The organism is Kitasatospora sp. NPDC059408 (assembly GCF_042751525.1).
In the GTDB taxonomy this organism is placed as follows: Bacteria; Actinomycetota; Actinomycetes; order Streptomycetales; family Streptomycetaceae; genus Kitasatospora.
Map to the genome: position 1 here is coordinate 1 of NZ_JBHYWI010000063.1, position 19,267 is coordinate 19,267.

A 19,267-nucleotide genomic window follows, 5' to 3' on the forward strand; every position below is an offset into this window, starting at 1 on the left:
GTCGGCCCCGGTTCCGTTTCGCCCAGCCGCCGCGGGCCCCGAGGAGACCTCCGCCTCCACCGGGATCCGGTGGCGGCGGAGAAGAACGGAGAAAGCTCAGAGCGCCGCGTCGATGCCGCGGAAACGGCGCTGCAACTCGCGTACCTCACCGGCCAGTTCGAGCGACGGGCCGGCCACCTCCAGCCCGGGGACGACGTCCCGCACCGACAGCGGGTTCAGCGGCGAGGTGATCTTCACGCCCCACTCGCCCAGCCAGCCGCGGTACTGCCGCGTCGAGCTCACGTAGACGATCCGGCCGAGGCCCGCCCAGCCGTGCGCGGCCGCGCACATCGGGCAGTGCTCGCCGGAGGTGTAGACGGTCGCCTTCGCCCGCTCCTCGGGGCTCAGGTTGACCGCGCCCCAGCGGGCCAGCTCGAACTCCGGGTGGCGGGTCGGGTCCCCGGTGCTGGACTCGCGGTTGCGGTCCTCCGCGAGGATCTTGCCGTCCGCCGAGACGAGCACGGAGCCGAACGGGAAGTCGCCGGCCTCCACCGCCTCGGTCGCCAGCTCCACGCAGCGGCGCAGGTAGGGCAGGTCGGACTCGGTGACGGCGGCGGCGCCGGCGACGTCGCTCTCGTGCAGGTCGTGGGCGTTGCTGGCCACGGGTACTCCGTCTCTAGGGGGTGGTGATCAGGACCTGTGCGCGGCGACGGTGGCCAGGGCCTGCCACGCCACCTCGGGCCGCAGCGTCTCGTCCGGGTCGCCGAGGTAGGGGTCGAGCAGCACGGTGCCGGCGCCGGTCAGGCGCAGCTGCTCGATGTCGCCGAGGATCTGCTCGATGGTGCCCTCGCCGGCCTTGCGGTCGGGCCCTTCGACGGGCCGGTCGGTGAGCTTCAGGAGGATGCGCGGCGCCAGCTCCGGCACCGGCTGCCCCGCCTCGTCGGCGATGGTCTTCAACCGGCCGACCGCCTCCGTGAACCACGGCATGGTGAACCGCAGCGGGTGCCAGGGCGCGCCGAAGCGCACGGCCCGGCGCAGCGCGGCGTCGCTGTTGCCGCCGACCCAGACCGGGATCTGCCCGCTGCCGTAGTCGGCCTCGTCGTCCCAGGCGGCCCGCATGGTGCGCAGGTACTCGTCGGTCAGCTTGCCGCGGCGTTCGAAGGGCACGCCGAGCGCCGCGAACTCCTCCTTGGCCCAGCCCACGCCGACGCCCAGGATCAGCCGTCCGCCGCTGAGTTGCTGCAGGTTGGCGGCCATCCGGGCCATCAGCAGGGGGTGGCGGTAGGGCACGATGAGGACGGTGGTGCCCAGCTGGACCCGGGTGGTGATGCCGGCGAGCCAGGAGAGCGTGGTGAAGGGCTCGAAGAACGGCGCCGGATACTGTTTGGCGACGTCCGGGGTGACCGCGACGTGGTCGGAGACCATCAGGAGGTCGAAGCCCAGGCCCTCGACGGTCTTGGCCCATTGGGCGAGGTGCTCCGGGTGCGTTCCGGGACCGAAGTTGGGGACGTTCACGCCTATCCGCATGGCTGTCAGGCTAGCAATTGGCCTTCGCTCGCGGGCGGTTCTTGGCGATGCTTGATCAAATTTGTTGGCGCGGGCGGACGGTGGCGTGCCGTCCGCCCGCGGGGGCCGTCCGTCAGGCGTTGGGCGCGACCCTGGCGAGGCCGTTGATGACGCGGTCCATGGCGTCGCCGCCCTGGGGGTCGGTGAGGTTGGCGAGGAGCTTGAGGACGAAGCGCATCAGCATCGGGTGGGTGAGCCCGCGCTGGGTGGCGATCTGCATGACCTGCGGGTTGCCGATGAGCTTCACGAAGGCGCGGCCGAGCGTGTAGTAGCCGCCGTAGACGTCCTTGAGGATGCGCGGGTAGGCCTGCAGCGCGCGCTCGCGTCCGCCGTCGGTGACGCGGGCGTTGGCCTGGACGATGACGCCGGCGGCGATCTTGCCGGATTCCATCGCGTAGGCGATGCCCTCGCCGTTGAACGGGTTGACCATGCCGCCGGCGTCGCCGACGAGCAGCAGCCCGCGGGTGTAGTGCGGCTGCCGGTTGAAGGCCATCGGCAGTGCGGCGCCGCGGATCGGGTCGGTCATGTTCTCGGGGGTGTAGCCCCACTCCTCGGGCATGCCGGCGCACCAGGCCTTGAGGACCTCGCGCCAGTCCAGCTCGCCGAACGCGGGCGAGGAGTTGAGGATGCCGAGGCCGACGTTGGAGGTGCCGTCGCCCATGCCGAAGATCCAGCCGTAGCCGGGCAACAGGCGGCGCTGGCCGCCGCGGGTGTCCCACAGCTCCAGCCAGGACTCCAGGTAGTCGTCGTCGTGGCGCGGCGAGGTGAAGTACGTCCGGTAGGCGACGCCCATCGGCCGGTCCTCGCGCCGGTGCAGGCCCATGGCGAGGGAGAGCCGGGTGGAGTTGCCGTCGGCGGCGACGACGAGCGGGGCGCGGAAGGTCACCTCCCGCTTCTCCTCGCCGAGCTTGGCGGTGACGCCGACGATGCGTCCGGTGCGGTCGTCCAGCACGGGGCCGCTGACGTTGCAGCGCTCGTACAGGCGGGCGCCGGCCTTCTCGGCCTGACGGGCGAGCAGCTCGTCGAAGTCGGCGCGCTTGCGGACCAGGCCGTAGTCGGGGAAGGAGGACAGCTCGGGCCAGTCGAGCTGCAGCCGCACGCCGCCGCCGACGATGCGCAGGCCCTTGTTGTGCAGCCAGCCGTTCTCGGTGGAGACGTCGATGCCCATGTCCACGAGCTGCTTGGTGGCGCGCGGGGTGAGGCCGTCGCCGCACACCTTCTCGCGGGGGAAGGAGGTCTTCTCCAGCAGCAGCACGTCCAGGCCGGCCTGCGCGAGGTAGTACGCGGTGGTGGCACCGGCCGGGCCCGCCCCGACCACGATGACGTCCGCCGTGCTCTCGACGGTGCTGTCCGGCTTCGTCGGGTCGGCTGCGGTCTCGGACACGGTGGGCACTCTCCTGGAACTACGGCTGGAACGACGACTGGAACGACGATCTGGTCCGACGGCTGAAATGACGACTGGACCGACGGCTGGACCGACGGCGACGGCTGGTCGGAACGACGGCTGCCGCCTCGGGCAGTCTAGGTCCGCTTACCGGGTCCGCTCACGGGGGCGGGGAGGGACGACGGCTACGCGGCGGCGGTCTTGTACGCCCGGTGCAGCGCGACGATCCCGCCGGTCAGGTTCCGCCAGGCCACCTTCGACCAGCCGGCCTCCTGCAGCCGGGCCGCCATCGCGGGCTGGTCCGGCCAGGCCCGGATCGACTCGGCGAGGTACACGTAGGCGTCGGGGTTGCTGCTGACCGCGGTGGCGACCGGCGGCAGGGCGCGCATCAGGTACTCGGTGTAGACCGTGCGGAACGGCGTCCAGGTCGGCGTGGAGAACTCGCACAGCACGAGCTTGCCGCCGGGCTTGGTGACCCGGTGCATCTCGCGCAGCGCCGCGTCCGTGTCGTGGACGTTGCGCAGCGCGAAGGAGATCGTCACCGAGTCGAAGGTGTCGTCCGCGAACGGCAGCCGGGTCGCGTCGCCGGCGGTGAGCGGCAGCTCGGGGTGGCGCTGCTTGCCCTCGGCGAGCATGCCGACGGAGAAGTCGCACGGGACGACCCTGGCGCCGGCCTCCGCGAAGGGCAGCGAGGAGGTGCCGGTACCGGCACCGAGGTCGAGCACGAGGTCCCCGGGTCCGGCGGCCACCGCCTCGGCCACCGCCCGGCGCCAGGCGCGGGCCTGGCCGAGGGAGAGCACGTCGTTGGTGCGGTCGTACTTCGCCGCGACGTCGTCGAACATGGCGGCGACTTCGTGCGGCTGCTTGTCCAGAGAGGCTCGGGTCACGCCCCCATTGTTCACCCTGGCGCCCGCGCCCGGAGCAACGGGGCGGCGCAGCGCCCGCCGCCCGCGCCCCTCGGAGCTCACAGGCGCCCCTCCGCACGCCCCCCGACGCACCTCGCGGGGAGCCCGTCGGCGCACCTCCCGACGCACCCCGTCAGTGCAGTGCGCGCCGTCCGCCCGCACGCCGCTTGCGGCGCGAGCGCTTGCCGTCCGTTATCGCCGGCATCCCCTCGGCCAGGGCCCCGGTCGCGAAGGCGACGGTGGTCGCGATCCGGCCCTGCCCGGTGCGGACGGCGACCGCCCGCCGGTGCCGGCGGATGCGCCACAGGCAGACCAGGAAGAGCGCGACCGCCACCGGCACGCTGTACCGGGCCAGCCCGACGCCGACCGGCTGCGGGTAGGTGTCGCCGCAGATCCGCACCGCGCCCGCGTCGTCGGCGGCGTGCTCCAGGCAGACCTGGTCACCGACCTTGGCGCCGTCCGCGAGCGGCAGCGCGGCGGCCGTGTGCGGCTGGCCGCCGACCCGGTAGCTGACGGCGCTGTAGGAACCGCCCCCGGTCGGGAGCTGGGTGACGACGCCCTCGACCCGCACCGGGTGGGCCTCGATCCGGTCGGCCTGGTCGGCCTGGCGCCAGCCGAGCAGGCACATGCCCACGGCGAGCACGGCACTGAGCACGGCGGCGAGGTACCAGCCACGGCCCAACCGCGGGGTGCGCGGCGGGGGGACGGTCGCGGATCGCATGGTTCCTTGTCCTGGCTTGCGTCGGGGCCGGGGACGCGGCCCCGCCTCCCGCGGGCACGGGCGGTGGTGTGGTGGGGGTACGGAGTGAGCTGTCCGGGATCGTATCCGCTGGCGGGCCCTCAGGTCACGGCGAAGGGGCAATCACCCGGCGCCACGCGGGCCGGAGTTCGGCCGCACACGAAGGAAGTCCCTTGTGCCGCAGGGAAGTCGGCCCGAAGGCCGGCCGACGGCGGGCCAACGGCGGTTCGGGGGCCCGCACCGGCTGCGCCGTCAGCGCCGTCGGTACACCAACCGGCCGCCGAGCACGGTCGCCAGGCAGCCCCCCGGCAGCGGCGCCGGGACGTCCCCGTCGCACGCGAACACCGCGAAGTCCGCCCGTTCCCCGGCCGCGATCCGCCCGTGCGCGGCCTGCGCGAGCGGCAGCACGGCGAGCGGGTCCAACGGGCCATCGGTGGCACCCGTGCCGCCCCCGGGAGCGAGCGCGGCCAGCCCGGACCGCGCGACCGCCGTCCGCACCGACGCCCGCTCGAAGGGCCCGGCCACCGCCGTCACCCCGAACCCCAGCATCCGCTGCAGCCCGCGCCGGGCGCTCGCCCCGCACCGCACGTCGTCGCCCTCCGCGTCCAGCCCGCCCGGCACCGGCTCGGCGCCGGTCCCCTCGCGCGGGTCCGGGTGGTAGGCGCGCTCCAACAGCCCGTGCCCGTACGGGTTGCGCAGCCCGGGTGTGAGCACGGCCGCGCCCCAGTCCCGCACCCGGGCGCCCGGGTGCGCCGCCGCGAGCTCGCCGAACGGGCCCACCGCCTCCACGAGTTCGCCGCGCACCAGCACCGCACCGTCGACGAGCACGGCGCCGTCGACGAGCACGGTGCTGCCCGCGGGCGCGGGGCCGGCGCCGGCCGGATCGGGCAGCACGAAGCCCGCCCGGTGCAGGGTCAGCACGGCGCCACCACGGCGCCCGGCACGGCTGCGGCGGGCGTGGGCGTGGGCGTGGCGACTACGGCGGCGGCGCTCAGTTGTCCAGGATCTTCAGCTCGGGGTGCGCGGTACCGCCCTCGATCGCCGTGGAGGCGATGTGCGAGGCGACGCGCGGGTCGACCGGGTCGTTCGCCGGGTCGTCCAGCACCCGCAGGTGCTCGTAGGTGGTCGAGCGCTGCGCCGGGACGCGGTCGGCGGCCCGGATGAGGTGGATCAGCTCGGTCAGGTTGGAGCGGTGCTTGGCCCCGGCCGCCGAGACGACGTTCTCCTCCAGCATCACGGAGCCGAGGTCGTCCGCGCCGTAGTGCAGCGACAGCTGGCCCGCCTCCTTGCCGGTGGTGAGCCAGGAGCCCTGGATGTGGGCGACGTTGTCGAGGAAGAGGCGCGCGATCGCGATCATCCGCAGGTACTCGAAGACGGTCGCCTGCGTCGAGCCCTTCAGGTGGTTGTTCTGCGGCTGGTAGGTGTAGGGGATGAACGCGCGGAAGCCGCCCGTGCGGTCCTGCACGTCGCGGATCATCCGCAGGTGCTCGATCCGCTCGGCGTTGGTCTCGCCGGTGCCCATCAGCATCGTGGAGGTGGACTCCACGCCGAGGCCGTGCGCGGCCTCCATGATCTCCAGCCAGCGCTCGCCGGACTCCTTCAGCGGCGCGATCGCCTTGCGCGGGCGCTCCGGCAGCAGCTCGGCGCCGGCGCCCGCGAACGAGTCCAGGCCCGCCTGATGGATCCGGGTGATGGCCTCCTCGATCGAGACGCCCGAGATCCGCGACATGTGCTCGACCTCGGAGGCGCCCAGCGAGTGGATCACCAGCTGCGGGAAGTCCGCCTTGATCGCCGAGAACGCGCGCTCGTAGTACTCGACGCCGTAGTCCGGGTGGTGGCCGCCCTGGAACATGATCTGGGTGCCGCCCAGCTCGACCGTCTCGGCGCAGCGGCGCAGGATCTCGTCGAGCTCGCGGGACCAGCCCTTGTCGCTCTTGGGCGGCACGTAGAAGGCGCAGAACTTGCACGCCGTCACGCAGACGTTCGTGTAGTTGATGTTGCGCTCGATGATGTAGGTCGCGATGTGCTCGGTGCCGGCGTAGCGGCGGCGGCGCACCGCGTCGGCCGCCGAGCCGAGGGCGTGCAGGGGCGCGGAGCGGTAGAGCTCCAGCGCTTCCTCGGGGGTGATCCGGCCGCCGGCGGCGGCGCGGTCGAGCACGGCCTGCAGGTCGGTGCTGGGCGCATCGAGGGTGGTCGCTGCGAGCTCGGACACCTGGCGGCCTTCTCTCTCTCGGGACTGCTCGGGTACTGCTGTTCTCAGCGCGTCGGTCCCGGTCGCGGGTGTTTCCGGGTACGGCCGAACCAGCCTACGCCAGCCGATTCCGGCCCCTGCGCCAGCCCGCCGCCCGGCCCCTTCCCGCCTCCTGTCCCCCGGTGTTCACCCGTGTTCACCCGTGTTCACCGGCTGGTGCCGTCGGGCTGGGCCGCGCCCGTGCGGTGCATCGTCCCGGCCGGGTTGCCCGCCACCGGGTCGGCGGAGGTGAAGCGGATCGTCCCGTCGTCCTGCAGGGTGAGCGTCTCGGTGTACGCGCCGCCGGAGCACGCGCCGGGCAGGCTGGAGCGGACCAGCCGGGACTGGAACACGAGCTTCTTCGGGCCCGCCTCCCGCAGCTTCCAGACGCCGTCGCAGCTGATCGAGATGATGCCGGACATGCCGTTCTGGCTGGTGGTGTTCTCCTGCCCGATCGCGGCCGGCCCGATGGTGAGCCGGGTGGTGCCCGCGGGCACGCCCTTTTCGGTGGCCATGTCCCCGGTCCAGGTGCCGAGGAACGCGGCCGGCACCGCGTTCGGCCCGGTCGGCGTGCCCGGCCCGCTCGAAGTGCCCGGGGTGCTCGGGGTGCTCGCTACCGCGGTCGGACCGTCCGGCGTCGGCGCGGGCTCCGGCACGGCGCTGCCGCTCCCGGACGGGCCGGCGGGCGAACCGCTGCTCGTGGCCGTCACCGCGGGAGCCGCCGGGTCCAGCCACCGGTACGTCCCGTACCCGCCGCCCGCGAGCACCACCAGCGCCGCCGCCAGGGCCGCGACCAGCACCGCGCGGCGCGGCCGGGAGCCTCCCCCGGGCGCCGGCGGCACGTAGGTCGGCGTCCGCTCCACCCAGGCACCCGCCCCGGCACCCGTCCCGGAAGCCGCCCCGGAGGCCGGCCCCCAGGCCGCCGGCGGCACGTCGGCCGGAGCGCCCCCCGACTCCCCCTCCAGGTCCAGCAGTTCGACCGCGCTGCGCCCCACCCCCGCCGCGAGCGCCGGCGGCAGCCAGCCGCCCTGCCGCAACCGCAGGGCCGCCGTGCCCTCCGGGTCGAGCCGGGCGCGGAGCTGCTGCGGAGTGGGCCGGTCGGACGGCTCCTTGGCGAGGCAGTCGAGGACGATCGAGCGCAGCGGCCCGCTCAGCCCGGGGACGTCCGGCTGCTCGTGCAGCACGCGGTAGAGGAGGACGGCCGCGCTGACGCCCTCGCCGAAGGGGTGGACGCCGGTGGCCGCGTAGGCGAGCACCGCGCCGAGGGAGAAGACGTCACCGGCCGGCCCGACACCCTGTCCGTTCGCCTGTTCGGGCGACATGAAGCCGGGCGAGCCGACGACGTAACCCGACTGGGTGAATCCGCCGGCGGCGTCCAGGGCGCGGGCGATGCCGAAGTCGATCAGCCGCGGGCCGTCCAGGGTGAGCAGCACGTTGGACGGCTTCACGTCGCGGTGCACCAGGCCGAGGCCGTGGACGTGGGCGAGCGCCTCGGCGAGCCCGACGCCGAGGGCGCGCACGGCGGCCTCGGGCAGCGGCCCGCCGTCGCGGACGGCGGTGCCGAGCGCGGGCCCGGCGACGTAGCCGGTGGCGACCCAGGGCTGTTCGCCCTCGGTGTCGGCGTCCAGGACGGGCGCGGTCCAGCTGCCGCCGACCCGGCGTGCGGCCGCGACCTCCTGCCGGAAGCGGGCGCGGAACTCGGCGTCGTCGGCGAGTTCGCCGCGCACGAGCTTGACGGCGACGGTGCGCCCGCCGGCCGTCCGGCCGAGGTAGACCCGGCCCATGCCGCCGGCGCCGAGCCGGCGCAACAGCCGGTAGGCCCCCACCTGGCGCGGGTCGTCCGACCCCAGTGCCTGCATCCCCCGCACGCTCCCCTCGCCGACGGACGGCCCTCCACCGGGCCGCTCCCGGACGCCCGCACCGCGCGCGCCCGGGAGCAGACCGTACCGGCCCCGGCTTCCCGGGACGTCGGTGCCTCAGGATCTCAGCCGACCACCGCGGGTTCCAGGCCCGCCGCCGGCTCCAGCAGCCGCACGGCGACGTCCGGCGCGAAGCCGCTGTCGTGCGCGACCCGGCGGGCGAACTCGGCGACGCCGGCCAGCTGCCGCTCGCCGAGCGAGAAGTCGAGCGCCTCGCTGAAGTACCGCTCCAGCACGTCGGCGCCGAAGGCCTCCCAGCGGGCGGCCTGCTCGGCGACCTTGGCCGCCTCGACCAGCGACAGGTCGCGGGACTCCAGGAAGGCCCGGTGGACGGCGGCGGTCAGTTCGGGCCGGCGCGCGGCGAAGTCGCGGCGCACCGCCCAGACGGCGAAGACGAAGGGCAGCCCGGTCCACTCCTTCCACATCGCGCCGAGGTCGTGGACGGTGAGCCCGAGGTCGGCCGCCTGGCCGAGGTGGGCGCGCAGCGCCGGGTCGCCGATGAGGACGGCGGCGTCGGCCTCGGCGAGCATCTGGGCGAGGTCGGGCGGGCAGCTGAAGTACTCGGGGCGGACGCCCTCGCGCTCCTCCAGGAGCAGGCGGGCGAGCCGGACGGAGGTGCGGCTGGTGGAGCCGAGGGCGACCCGGCGGCCGTCGAGGTCGCCGAGCGGCACCTTGCTGACGATCACGCAGGACATCACCGGGCCGTCGCTGCCGACCGCGATGTCGGGCAGGACGAGCAGTTCGTCGGCGTGCCGCAGGTATTCGACGCAGGTGATCGGGCCGATGTCGAGCGTGCCGTCGACCAGCTGGTCGCTGAGCTTCTCGGGGGTGTCCTTGGTGAGGTCGAGGTCGAGCAGATTGCCGGTCCTGGCGAGTCCCCAGTAGAGGGGTACGCAGTTCAGGAACTGAATGTGTCCGACCCTCGGCCTGACCGGGGTGCGTTCCTCCGGGGTGTGCTCCACTGCGCCGCTCCCTTGCTCTTCGTGCGCCTCCCCGCAGCGTATGCCCGGTGTCGTGAACGGCTCGCACCCGCCCTCCCGACACGCGCCGTGCGCACCGCAGTTCACCCCTGGTCGTCACCGCAACCGCATGCTAGCGTTGCCCTCAGTTGCAGTTTGATTCCCCTTGCAGTACTTGAAGCCTGCGGAGCATGTAACCGCAGGCTTTTTGTAGTTTTTCAGCAATATCGAAAAACTTCGGACTCGTCCGGAGGCAGGGCGATCAGCGCAGCGGACCGGGAGCCACACGGTGTGGCCCCCGACACGCCTCGCAAGGAGAACGGCATGGCCACGGGAACCGTCAAGTGGTTCAACGCTGAGAAGGGCTTCGGCTTCATCGCCCAGGAGGGCGGCGGCCCCGACGTCTTCGTCCACTACTCCGCCATCAACGCGAGCGGCTTCCGCTCGCTGGAGGAGAACCAGGCGGTCAGCTTTGACGTCACCCAGGGTCCGAAGGGCCCGCAGGCGGAGAACGTCACCGCTATCTGACCATCCTCTGATGATCTGATCGCTCGGGACCCCACGGGTCCGCAGGCGGCTCCCGACGGCCGCCACGATGAGCACAAGAGCAACACCCAAGGGGGCCCGCCACACGGCGGGCCCCCTGCCTTTTCCCCACCCCCGCCCACGGACGCGCGAAGGCCCGCCCTCGCGCCGGTCGGGCGCGGGGGCCGGGCCCCGTCGGCTGCGTCAGGCCGCGGCGGCGGCCTTCGCCCCGGCCTGGGCCGGGACCACGGCGGAGTCCCGGGCGTCCAGCAGGTCGCCGGCCGGGCTGTTGTACGCCATGAGGTCGAGCGCCTTCTCCCGCGCCGCCACGATGACCGGCACCAGCGCCTGCCCGGCGACGTTCCCGAAGGCCTGGGCCGGGATCACCGCTGGGCCGGCCGTGCTTCGTCTCCCCCCGTGGCACCCGAGGGACGTCGGCCCGGAGCCGGTTCGACGGGTCACGCAACAGCCCCGTCCGTCAGGGCGTCACCCAGTATCCGGAGATTCGGGTGATGGGCACTCAGTGATCCACGTTCGCCCGAGGGGTAAGCGGCTACTGGCGTGTCAGCCGGGATTTCTATGCTGTGCTGACGCGCTTTCGGCCGCACGGCCTGGGCGCGGGACCTGGCCGCCGAACCGGGCACCGCCCGGGACGCTTCCCACGGGAGAACCCCATCACCACACTGACCAGTCCCCGTCGTCGAATACTCACCGCACTCGGGCTGACGACGGCGCTGTCCGTCGTCAGCCTGGGATCCGCGCAGGCCGATCCGAGCGCGCCGGCGACGCCCACCAAGGATGTTTCCTACCTCGGCCACTCGTTTCACGTGCCCGCCGACTGGCCGGTGATCGATCTCGCGGCCGATCCGACGGCCTGCGTGCGTTTCGACCGGCACGCCGTCTATCTCGGCACCCCCGGGGCCCGCCAGGACTGCCCCGCACACGTGGTGGGCACCACCGAGGCACTGCTCGTCGAGCCCGGCGCCGATGACGCCGCGTCGGCCACGACCGTGTCGGAGATCGAGCGGAGGGTCCACGCCACCGCTCCAGGGATCACGGCCACCGGAGTCTACGACGATGACCAGGCGCTCGTCCGGTCGGTCCTCTCCTCGGCCGGCTTCCCCGCCGACGCAACGAAGGAGCCGCTCGCCGCCCCGCCCACCAAGCGGTCGTTCGCGGCGGCGGCACCTGTCCAATCGTCTCCTGCCGCCACTGCGTCGACCCCGCCCGCGCTGCCGGCCGATGCGACCAAGTACACGGGCAAGGGCTTCGACGCCTGTTCGGCACCCGACGCCAACACGATGAACACCTGGCGCGCCAACTCGCCCTACCAAGCCCTCGGCATCTACATCGGGGGCGCCGGCCGAGCCTGCAGCCAGCCCAATCTGACGGCGTCCTGGATGCAGCAGCAGTACTCCGCCGGTTGGCGCTTCCTGCCGGTGTACGTCGGTCTCCAGGCCTCCAGGATCACCGCGCCGGCCGGTCAGGGCGCCGCCGCGGCCGACGATGCCGTGGCCAACGCCGCGGCTCTCGGTCTCGGCCCGGGGAGCGTCCTGTACTACGACATGGAGTCCTACAACGTCGCGACGTACTCTTCGACGGTTCAGCCGTTCCTGTCCGCCTGGAGCGCCGAACTCCACGCGCAGGGCTACAACTCCGGTGTCTACAGCAGTGCCTCCACCGGCATCGCGGATCTGGTCAACAACAGTGGCAGCGGCAAGGGTTACACCATGCCCGACGTGCTGTTCACCGCACGGTGGAACGGCGCTGCGGACGTCAACGAACCGGTGATCCCGAGCACCGCCTGGGCCAACCACCAGCGCGTCCACCAGTACGACGGCAACGTCACCGAGACCTGGGGCGGCGCCACGATCAACATCGACCGCGACTACCTCGACGTCCAGGTCAACACCACGCCCAACGGCAAGCCGACCCTGGCGGGTATCTACCGTCCGGGCGCCCAGACCTTCGCGATGGCCGACAGCAGCGGCAACGTCACCGCAGCCGTCACCTTCGGCTCACCGAACGACATTCCGCTCACCGGCCACTGGAGCGGTCCGGGCCGGGACACCATCGGCGTCTACCGACCGAGCGACTCCGCCTTCTACCTGACCAACGACAACGCGACCGTCGCCGTCGCGGCCCCGTTCGGCAGCCCCGGCGACATCCCCCTGGTCGGGGACTGGACCGGCCAGGGCCGGGACACCATCGGCGTCTACCGGCCGAGCGACTCCGCGTTCTACCTGACCAACGACAACCAGACGGTGGCTTTCGCCATCAAGCTGGGCAACCCCGGGGACGTTCCGATGGTCGGGAACTGGAGCGGCACGGGCAAGGACACCGTCGGGATCTACCGGCCGGGCGACTGCGCGTTCTACCTGAGCAACTCCAACACCTCGGTCGCCATCAACCACGCCGTCCTGTTCGGCGCTCAGGGCGACGTCCCGATCAAGGGCGACTGGAACGGGAGCGGGATCGACAAGGTCGGCGTCTTCCGGCCCAGCACGGCGAGCTTCTACGGCGCACTCTACGACTCCGGCTCGGTGCTCTACAGCCTCCGCTTCGGGGCTGCCACCGACACCCCGGTCACCGGCCGGTGGTTCTGATCGCCCAGTAGGGCACGCAGCTCGCCACGCGGCGCACGCCCAGCGAACGGGCCCTCTCCCCGAGGCGGGAGAGGGCCCGTTCGCCCAAGGCTTCGCGGGCCGGCATCTACGTCCGCATCAGCAAGGATCGCAAGGGACAGGAACTCGGCATCCGGCGCCAGGAGAAGGCCTGCCGGGAACTGTGTGACCGCCTCGGGTGGACGGTCCTGAGGATCTACGCGGAGAACGACGTCTCGGCGTCCACCACCAGCCGGAAGCCCCGGCCCGTCTACACCGAGATGATGAAGGACGCCCGCTCCGGGGTGATCGACGCCATCGTCGTCTACTCGATCGACCGGCTCACTCGACGAATCACCGAGCTGACCAGCTTCCTGGAGGAGCAGAAGGAGTACGGGTTCGCGTTCGCCACCACCGAGGGCGAGGACACCCCCAGCGCCTCCGGCCGCATGATCCTCACGATCAAGGGCGCGGTCGCGCAGCAGGAAACCGAACGCATGGCGGAGCGGGTCAACTCCGCTCTTCTCCAGCGCCGGGAGAAGGGGAAGCCCCACGCCGGCGGACCCCGGGTGTTCGGCTTCGAGGCCGACTCCGGGTTCCAGCAGGTCGTGCCGGAGGAGGTCAAGCTGATCAGGCTCGGCTACGAGATGCTCATGGACCGTAAGACGCCAGGCGACGAGGCCCGCGCATGGAACGAGAAGGGATCGCGGTCGTCAGCGAGCGGGACCATGTGGACGCCCCACAAGGTCAAGCGCGTGTACCGGTCCGAGCGCGTCGGCGGAATCATCACCTACAAGGGCCAGGCACTCGGCGACAGCGTCCACCCGCACCCGCTCAGCAAACTCGATCAGGGTCATTCCGGTTGGCCAGCGACCCTGATGAGGATCCGCGATGGTCGCACTCCTGTGAACAGTGATGCCGGGCCACGGCTGCGCCCTCGCGGAATGTCGGGAGTGAGTGCCAGGATCGGCTCTGTGGAGCTTCCACGGCCTCATGCTCGCCGGGCTGTCGGACGCCGAGCGCTCCACATGGGGGTCCGCGCTCCAGCCGCCGGAACGGCGACGTGCGGGGGCAGGCTCATGACCTGCCCCCGCACTGGCTGTAAATCGGCTATCAGCAGCTTCACCGAATCCGTTGGACTGCCGGGTTAATCCTCCGCGGGTTACCCTGTCTTCAGGATCCATCCCATGTCGGCGAGCGTTTGGGAAATCGGGACGTACCACATTCCGTTGAAGCACGTCGGCGGTCGAGTTCCGGAGTCAGAACCGACCCGGCCGTTGCAGTTGGTCTGCTTGTCAAGCGACGTGATGGTTCCGCGGGCTCGGACCTTGCTTCCGTCTGGCGCGATGACAGGTCCGCCACTGTCCCCGTCGATAGAAGCGATGTCGTTCGAGCCGGTCTGGACGACCTGATCAGTGAACTTGCGCCAGACGCCATTGGGGCCTTGAATCTGCCGATCGACCTGGAGGATTTTCAGGCCGCAGTGCACCCCCGAGTTTGCGGCGGAGTGGCAGACGTAGTCGCCGACATTGTTACCACTGTAACCTGAAACCGGAATCCAATCAGCCTCGTTGGGGTCATTCCACGGGCCACCATAGACGCCCGAGCCCGATGCCTGACTGTCGCGCGGGACGATGCCGATCGTGTCATCGGCAGCGTTTCCGTCTCCCTCGTTGGCGTAGCCCATGTACTGATCGCTGTACCAGGTCCTGTATGAGCCTGCGCCGCAGTGCCAAGCGGTGGTGACAAAGTTCTTTTCCTGAGCCGAGGGACTATAGACCCCAAAGCCAGTGGAACAAATCGTCCCGCCCGGGGTCTTTATGCCGGCGCCGCCGAGCCACGGCTCGAAGTCTGCACCTCGCGTCAGGTCCTTGACCATCGCTTGGGGGTGGGCGTGGACTTCCACGCCGGCGATGGCAGATGCGATCGCTTCCACCTGCGGCGTCAGCTCTTCGGCGGAGAGCGCCGGAAGGACTGCCCTCATCTGTGGCGCTCGCTCGTCGTCCGTCTCGTAGCCGAGGTCGAGGCCGCTCCCATCGAGCGACGGCCCGATGCTGTTGATGTGGCTCGGCCTTTTCGCCGCGAGCGGGATCGGCTTGCCGTTCGACAACAGCTTCTCACGAGCTGCATGCAGTTCTGCCTTGGAATACTTAGCAGGCACAACCTGCACGCTCACACCTTTCGGAAGGTCTTGGAGGACACCGCGAACCGCCTCCGGGAGCTCCCCCTTCCAATGCAAGGTGATGCGGCTGGCGCCCGGGTCTACCTCGACTTCAGAGAATCCCGGGATCCGCTCCCGGTTCTGTTCATCCTGCCCTGCGGTGATGCGGTCGACGACCCTGTCCAGAGCTTCTTGCCTATTCATGAGCTCGACGACCTCAGGCTTCGCCGCTCCGCGCAGTGTGGCTGCGCTGATGCCACCGGCCGACGGCCTCTTCTTGGGCAACTGGCCGGGCTGCGCCGGAGCCGCCGTGGGTGCATCACCCCCCGATATGGCGATGGCCGGAGCGATTGCGGACACCGACGCCAGCAGCACAGTGGCTAGAATTATCCAGGTTCGACCGGAATTATTTTTCTGAGCCATTCAGTTCCCCCCAAATGGATGCAGTTATTCTCCGTGAACGATGCTGCACTCCGAACGGTATCGCCAGGCGAAGCTCGGCGCATCGCAAATAAAAGCCCCACAAGCGTCCTTATGGCGCTTTTCGGGCGCGGCCCGCAAAGCCTTTACCGGTTCTTCGCAATTGATATAGGGCCACCATGGATGTTCTGCCTAATAGGTGCCGGTTCTCAGCCTGCTTGACTTCGCACACTCCGTGCCGCAAGCATGGCCGTGACTGCCGGGGAGGGCCCGTGACGAAAAGTACCGTCCGCCAGATGTCGAAGCGCGGACGACGGTATCGATTGACCGCCATAGCTGCCATAGCCGTTCTCGGTGGTGGGTTCGCCATCAACACATGGATCAGCCGGGGCCCGGAAGCCAAGGTCTACGAAGGCCCCGTGGCCGGCTACCCACTGCTGGCCAGCTCCGACGGCCAGACCCTGACACTCAGCATCGGCTGGGGCTGCGAAAAGCAGCCCGAACTCGTGGTACGCGAGTCCGCCAACGCAGTGAAGGTCTCCCTGCGGCACACGGCCCGTCCGGGCTTCTGCGACCCCGGCGGCTACGGACAGATCACCGCCCACCTGAACAAGCCGCTCGGTTCCAGGGCGCTGAACGACGCCACCGGCAAGCCCGCCATACACTTCGACGAGCGCAACCTCCTCCGGCCCGCGTTCCTGCCGGAGAACTACTACCCCTCCCCCACAGGCAAGATGGTCTACCTGCCCGGTGTGTCCCCACTGCCGACCGACACCCCCGCCTGGGCCATCGGGTACACACTGGGCACGGAGCCCGACGTACACGGGCACCTGATGATCAGCCAGAGCCTCCGGAACAGCACGCCACCGGACGGCCAGGCCGCCACAGTCAAGGGTCACCCCGCGACCATCACGCAACCGGACCCCAACGGCGGTCCCCGTTCACTGACGTGGTCGGACGGGACCTATACCTTCACCGTCGCCACCGGCGCCCCACCACGGCTCTCGGACGCGGAACTCATCCACGTCGCCGAGAGCCTCGGCAGCTGACACTACGAGAACGACGTCCGGTGGGGCCGTTCACCGAACTCCGGCCAGACGCGGTTTCAACGATCCTCATCGGCCCCCGGCGGAGGAACCGACGTCCGCCGACGATCAGTGACCTAACCGGCGACGACCCCGGAGAGCTGCGCGTCGTAGTCCTCCGGGGGCACCCACCTCGAAAGGATCTCTGCGATCCAGTCCGCCACCGGATCACTCGCCGGGGCAGTCATGACCGCTCACCCGCCGGGCTCTCCCGAACGCCCGAATCGGACGCGTTTCTCGCCGATCTCTGGGCCCTCGAAGGCCGCGCGCTCGCCAAGCTCGGCGAGAAGCGTGCAGCGGCTCACGCCGTCGTCGCATCGGAGAAGGCCTACGAGAACGCGCAGCTCGCCAACGAGGCCGAGTGGGCTCGGTTCATCGACCCGGCCTACCTCAACGGCGAGCACGCCAACACGTTCCAGGACATCGGCGACGCCGCCGAGTCCGAGCGGTACGCCCGCCTGTCGATCGACCACGCCAGGGCCCAGAAGCGAGCTCGCCGCGGAGCAGTGTCGCAAGCAGCTCTCGCCGTCTCCCACCTCCAGCGCCGGGACCTCGAAGCTGCACATGCGGCCGGCCTGCGGACCTCACGCTCACCAGCCAGGTGAAGTCGTCCCGCGCCGTCGAGGCTGTCCAGAACCTCAAGCAGCAGATGGTGCCGTTCGGCCGCCACACTCTCGTGGCCGACTTCAACGAGCGGGCACGCGAGGTGCTCGCAGCCTGATCAACACCAAACACAACAGGCCCCCTCCCGTACCAGGGAGAGGGCCTGTTTCAATGCGCTCGCCCTCCCACGCTTCGGCACCCAGCTCGGGGGAGATGAGATGCCACACGCAGGAGATTGCAGCCGCCGCGGCAACCTTGGCGCCGATCTGCGCTGGGATACCAGCCAACTCGTCGATGAGGTTGCCTTTCGGACTGCGGCAGGCCGCGAAATGGAGGAGCCTCCGTCCGCTTCGGCCAAGGCGTCCAAGAACAGCCCTCCAACCTGCGGGTTTCCCGCATGGCTAATCACGACGGTGTCAGCTGGCGGCACCGCCCTCGCCGCTTGGTGGGGACGGAGGTAGGTCTGTGCCGAAATGTTCCTTGCGAGGGACCACCCTCATGGCAGGTCGTCGGTCCACCCACACACAGACATACAGAGAAGCCCGGTACCGCTTGTCACGCAGGGCAGACACGGCACCGAGGATGCAAGAAGGGTCCTCTCCCAGCGCCGGGAGAGGACCCTTCTCTGAACCAATCAGGCCGCAGCGGCAGCCTTCGTTGTGGCCTGCGCCGGGATGGTGGCCGGCTCGTTCAGCAGGTCACCGGCCGGGCTGTTGTACGCGACGAGGTCGAGCGTCTTCTCCCGCGCCGCCACGATGACCGGCACCAGCGCCTGCCCGGCGACGTTCGTCGCGGTGCGCATCATGTCGAGGATCGGGTCGATGGCGAGCAGCAGGCCGACGCCCTCCAGGGGCAGGCCCAGGGTGGAGAGGGTCAGGGTCAGCATGACGATCGCGCCGGTGAGGCCCGCGGTGGCGGCCGAGCCGATGACCGAGACGAAGGCGATCAGGATGTAGTCCTTGATGCCGAGGTCGATGTTGTAGACCTGCGCGACGAAGATCGCGGCGATCGACGGGTAGATCGCGGCGCAGCCGTCCATCTTGGTGGTGGCGCCGAACGGGACGGCGAAGGACGCGTACTCGCTCGGGACGCCGAGGCGCTCGGTGACGCGGCGGGTGACCGGCAGGGTGCCGACCGAGGAGCGGGAGACGAAGGCCAGCTGGATGGCGGGCCAGGCGCCCCGGTAGAAGTTGAGCGGGTTGAGGCCGCCGGCGAACCTCAGCAGCAGCGAGTAGACGACGAACAGCACCAGCGCGCAGCCGACGTAGATGTCGGCGGTGAGGGTCGCGAAGGGCTTGAGCAGGTCCCAGCCGTACTTGGCGACGGACTTGCCGATCAGGCCGAGGGTGCCGAGCGGGGAGAGCCGGATGACCCACCACAGGGCGGTCTGGGTCAGCTCCAGGACCGACTCGCTGAGCTTGAGGACGGGCTCGGCCTTGGTGCCGAGCTTGATGACGGCGGCGCCGACGACGACCGCCATGAAGACGATCTGCAGCACGTTCACCTCGGTGAACGCGGTGACGATGTTGGTCGGGAAGATGCCGGTCAGGAAGTCGACCCACGTGCCGCCGCCCTTGGGCGCCTTGAGGCCCTCGGTGCTGAGGTTGGTGCCCTTGCCCGGGTCGGTGAGCAGGCCGAGGCCGAGGCCGATGGCGACGGCGATCAGCGAGGTGATCAGGAACCAGAGCAGGGTGCGGACGGCGAGGCGGGCCGCGTTGGTGACATTGCGCAGGTTGGCGACGCTCACCACGATCGCGGTGAAGACCAGCGGCGGGACGGCCAGCTTGAGCAGCTGGACGAAGGTCTTGCCGATGGTCTCCAGGGTGGTGGCCAGCCAGGAGACGTCGCCGGCGCGGGCGACGTAGCCGAGGCCGACGCCGAACACGAGGCCGGCGACGATCTGCACCCAGAACGGCGTCTTGCGGATGCGGGCGAGCACGGACGGCGACGAGGTCGCCTCGGGCGCTGTGGACATGGGGGTGCGACTCCGGGGGAGGGCGGTGCTGACGGTGGGGTGCGGCGGGGACGGCGGCACGGCGCGCGGGCCGGGCGGTGAGGGCTCGGCCCCCGGTCAGGGGCGTGCCGCCGGAATACAGCAGGCGGCGCGACAACGGCGCGGGCTGTCCACGGCTCCCGGCAGACGGCACGCGCGGGCGGCGGTGGGCGGGGTGCCCAGGCCGTGCATCCGG

General features: G+C 70.9%; 16 protein-coding genes and 1 pseudogene. 5 read left to right on the plus strand and 12 right to left on the minus strand.

The genetic code is table 11. The features are described 5' to 3' along the window. Positions 1–96: 96 nt before the first annotated feature. The 9 genes from ACFXDE_RS31975 to ACFXDE_RS32015 all read right to left on the minus strand — a co-directional run bounded on the left by ACFXDE_RS31975 (position 97) and on the right by ACFXDE_RS32015 (position 9,684). Entirely contained in the window at positions 97–642 is a 546-nt protein-coding gene (locus ACFXDE_RS31975; RefSeq protein ID WP_380498090.1) for a nucleoside deaminase, read from the minus strand. 27 nt (positions 643–669) lie between these two features. Beyond that, complete coding sequence (locus ACFXDE_RS31980) at positions 670–1,506, minus strand: LLM class flavin-dependent oxidoreductase (protein ID WP_380498091.1); 837 nt, start codon at positions 1,504–1,506, stop codon at positions 670–672. 112 nt (positions 1,507–1,618) lie between these two features. Next, positions 1,619–2,929, minus strand: a complete 1,311-nt coding sequence (locus tag ACFXDE_RS31985; protein ID WP_380439992.1) for a geranylgeranyl reductase family protein — start codon at positions 2,927–2,929, stop codon at positions 1,619–1,621. 185 nt (positions 2,930–3,114) lie between these two features. Then, on the minus strand, positions 3,115–3,816 hold the full coding sequence (locus ACFXDE_RS31990) for a demethylmenaquinone methyltransferase (RefSeq protein WP_380439990.1): 702 nt from the start codon (positions 3,814–3,816) through the stop codon (positions 3,115–3,117). A 151-nt stretch (positions 3,817–3,967) separates the two neighbouring features. Then, positions 3,968–4,555, minus strand: a complete 588-nt coding sequence (locus ACFXDE_RS31995) for a hypothetical protein (protein WP_380498092.1) — start codon at positions 4,553–4,555, stop codon at positions 3,968–3,970. Positions 4,556–4,825: 270 nt separating this feature from the next. Continuing rightward, positions 4,826–5,494 (minus strand): hypothetical protein, encoded by a 669-nt coding sequence (locus tag ACFXDE_RS32000; RefSeq protein WP_380498093.1) that lies wholly within the window; start codon positions 5,492–5,494, stop codon positions 4,826–4,828. Between the two features lie 70 nt (positions 5,495–5,564). Then, positions 5,565–6,785, minus strand: a complete 1,221-nt coding sequence (gene mqnC, locus ACFXDE_RS32005; RefSeq protein ID WP_380439983.1) for a cyclic dehypoxanthinyl futalosine synthase — start codon at positions 6,783–6,785, stop codon at positions 5,565–5,567. Between the two features lie 185 nt (positions 6,786–6,970). After that, entirely contained in the window at positions 6,971–8,662 is a 1,692-nt protein-coding gene (locus tag ACFXDE_RS32010; RefSeq protein ID WP_380498094.1) for a protein kinase, read from the minus strand. A gap of 125 nt (positions 8,663–8,787) precedes the next feature. Continuing rightward, a complete protein-coding gene (locus ACFXDE_RS32015; protein WP_380498095.1) occupies positions 8,788–9,684 on the minus strand; it encodes a menaquinone biosynthetic enzyme MqnA/MqnD family protein in 897 nt (298 codons plus the stop codon). A 321-nt stretch (positions 9,685–10,005) separates the two neighbouring features. Here ACFXDE_RS32015 and ACFXDE_RS32020 point away from each other — a divergent pair, with 321 nt between their 5' ends. Continuing rightward, a complete protein-coding gene (locus ACFXDE_RS32020) occupies positions 10,006–10,209 on the plus strand; it encodes a cold-shock protein (protein ID WP_030060085.1) in 204 nt (67 codons plus the stop codon). 201 nt (positions 10,210–10,410) lie between these two features. Here ACFXDE_RS32020 and ACFXDE_RS32025 read toward each other — a convergent pair whose 3' ends face one another. Beyond that, complete coding sequence (locus ACFXDE_RS32025; protein WP_380498096.1) at positions 10,411–10,593, minus strand: hypothetical protein; 183 nt, start codon at positions 10,591–10,593, stop codon at positions 10,411–10,413. A 440-nt stretch (positions 10,594–11,033) separates the two neighbouring features. Here ACFXDE_RS32025 and ACFXDE_RS32030 point away from each other — a divergent pair, with 440 nt between their 5' ends. Both ACFXDE_RS32030 and ACFXDE_RS32035 read left to right on the plus strand, forming a co-directional pair. Next, a complete protein-coding gene (locus ACFXDE_RS32030) occupies positions 11,034–12,812 on the plus strand; it encodes a glycoside hydrolase domain-containing protein (protein ID WP_380498097.1) in 1,779 nt (592 codons plus the stop codon). A 116-nt stretch (positions 12,813–12,928) separates the two neighbouring features. Beyond that, entirely contained in the window at positions 12,929–13,960 is a 1,032-nt protein-coding gene (locus ACFXDE_RS32035) for a recombinase family protein (RefSeq protein ID WP_380498119.1), read from the plus strand. Positions 13,961–13,971: 11 nt separating this feature from the next. On the opposite strand, the gene ACFXDE_RS32040 is transcribed toward ACFXDE_RS32035, so the two are convergent. Further along, positions 13,972–15,345 carry a hypothetical protein gene (locus tag ACFXDE_RS32040; RefSeq protein ID WP_380498098.1) on the minus strand — a complete coding sequence of 458 codons (1,374 nt, stop codon included), beginning with the start codon at positions 15,343–15,345 and terminating at the stop codon, positions 13,972–13,974. A 341-nt stretch (positions 15,346–15,686) separates the two neighbouring features. On the opposite strand from ACFXDE_RS32040, the gene ACFXDE_RS32045 reads away from it, so the two are divergent. Together ACFXDE_RS32045 and ACFXDE_RS32050 are read left to right on the plus strand one after the other, a co-directional pair. Next, positions 15,687–16,439, plus strand: coding sequence for a hypothetical protein (locus ACFXDE_RS32045; RefSeq protein WP_380498099.1), 753 nt, complete (start codon positions 15,687–15,689; stop codon positions 16,437–16,439). 239 nt (positions 16,440–16,678) lie between these two features. After that, positions 16,679–17,196: pseudogene (locus ACFXDE_RS32050) on the plus strand (transcriptional regulator); the annotation flags it as partial. 516 nt (positions 17,197–17,712) lie between these two features. On the opposite strand, the gene ACFXDE_RS32055 reads toward ACFXDE_RS32050, so the two are convergent. Next, on the minus strand, positions 17,713–19,053 hold the full coding sequence (locus tag ACFXDE_RS32055; RefSeq protein WP_380498100.1) for a dicarboxylate/amino acid:cation symporter: 1,341 nt from the start codon (positions 19,051–19,053) through the stop codon (positions 17,713–17,715). Positions 19,054–19,267 lie beyond the last annotated feature (214 nt).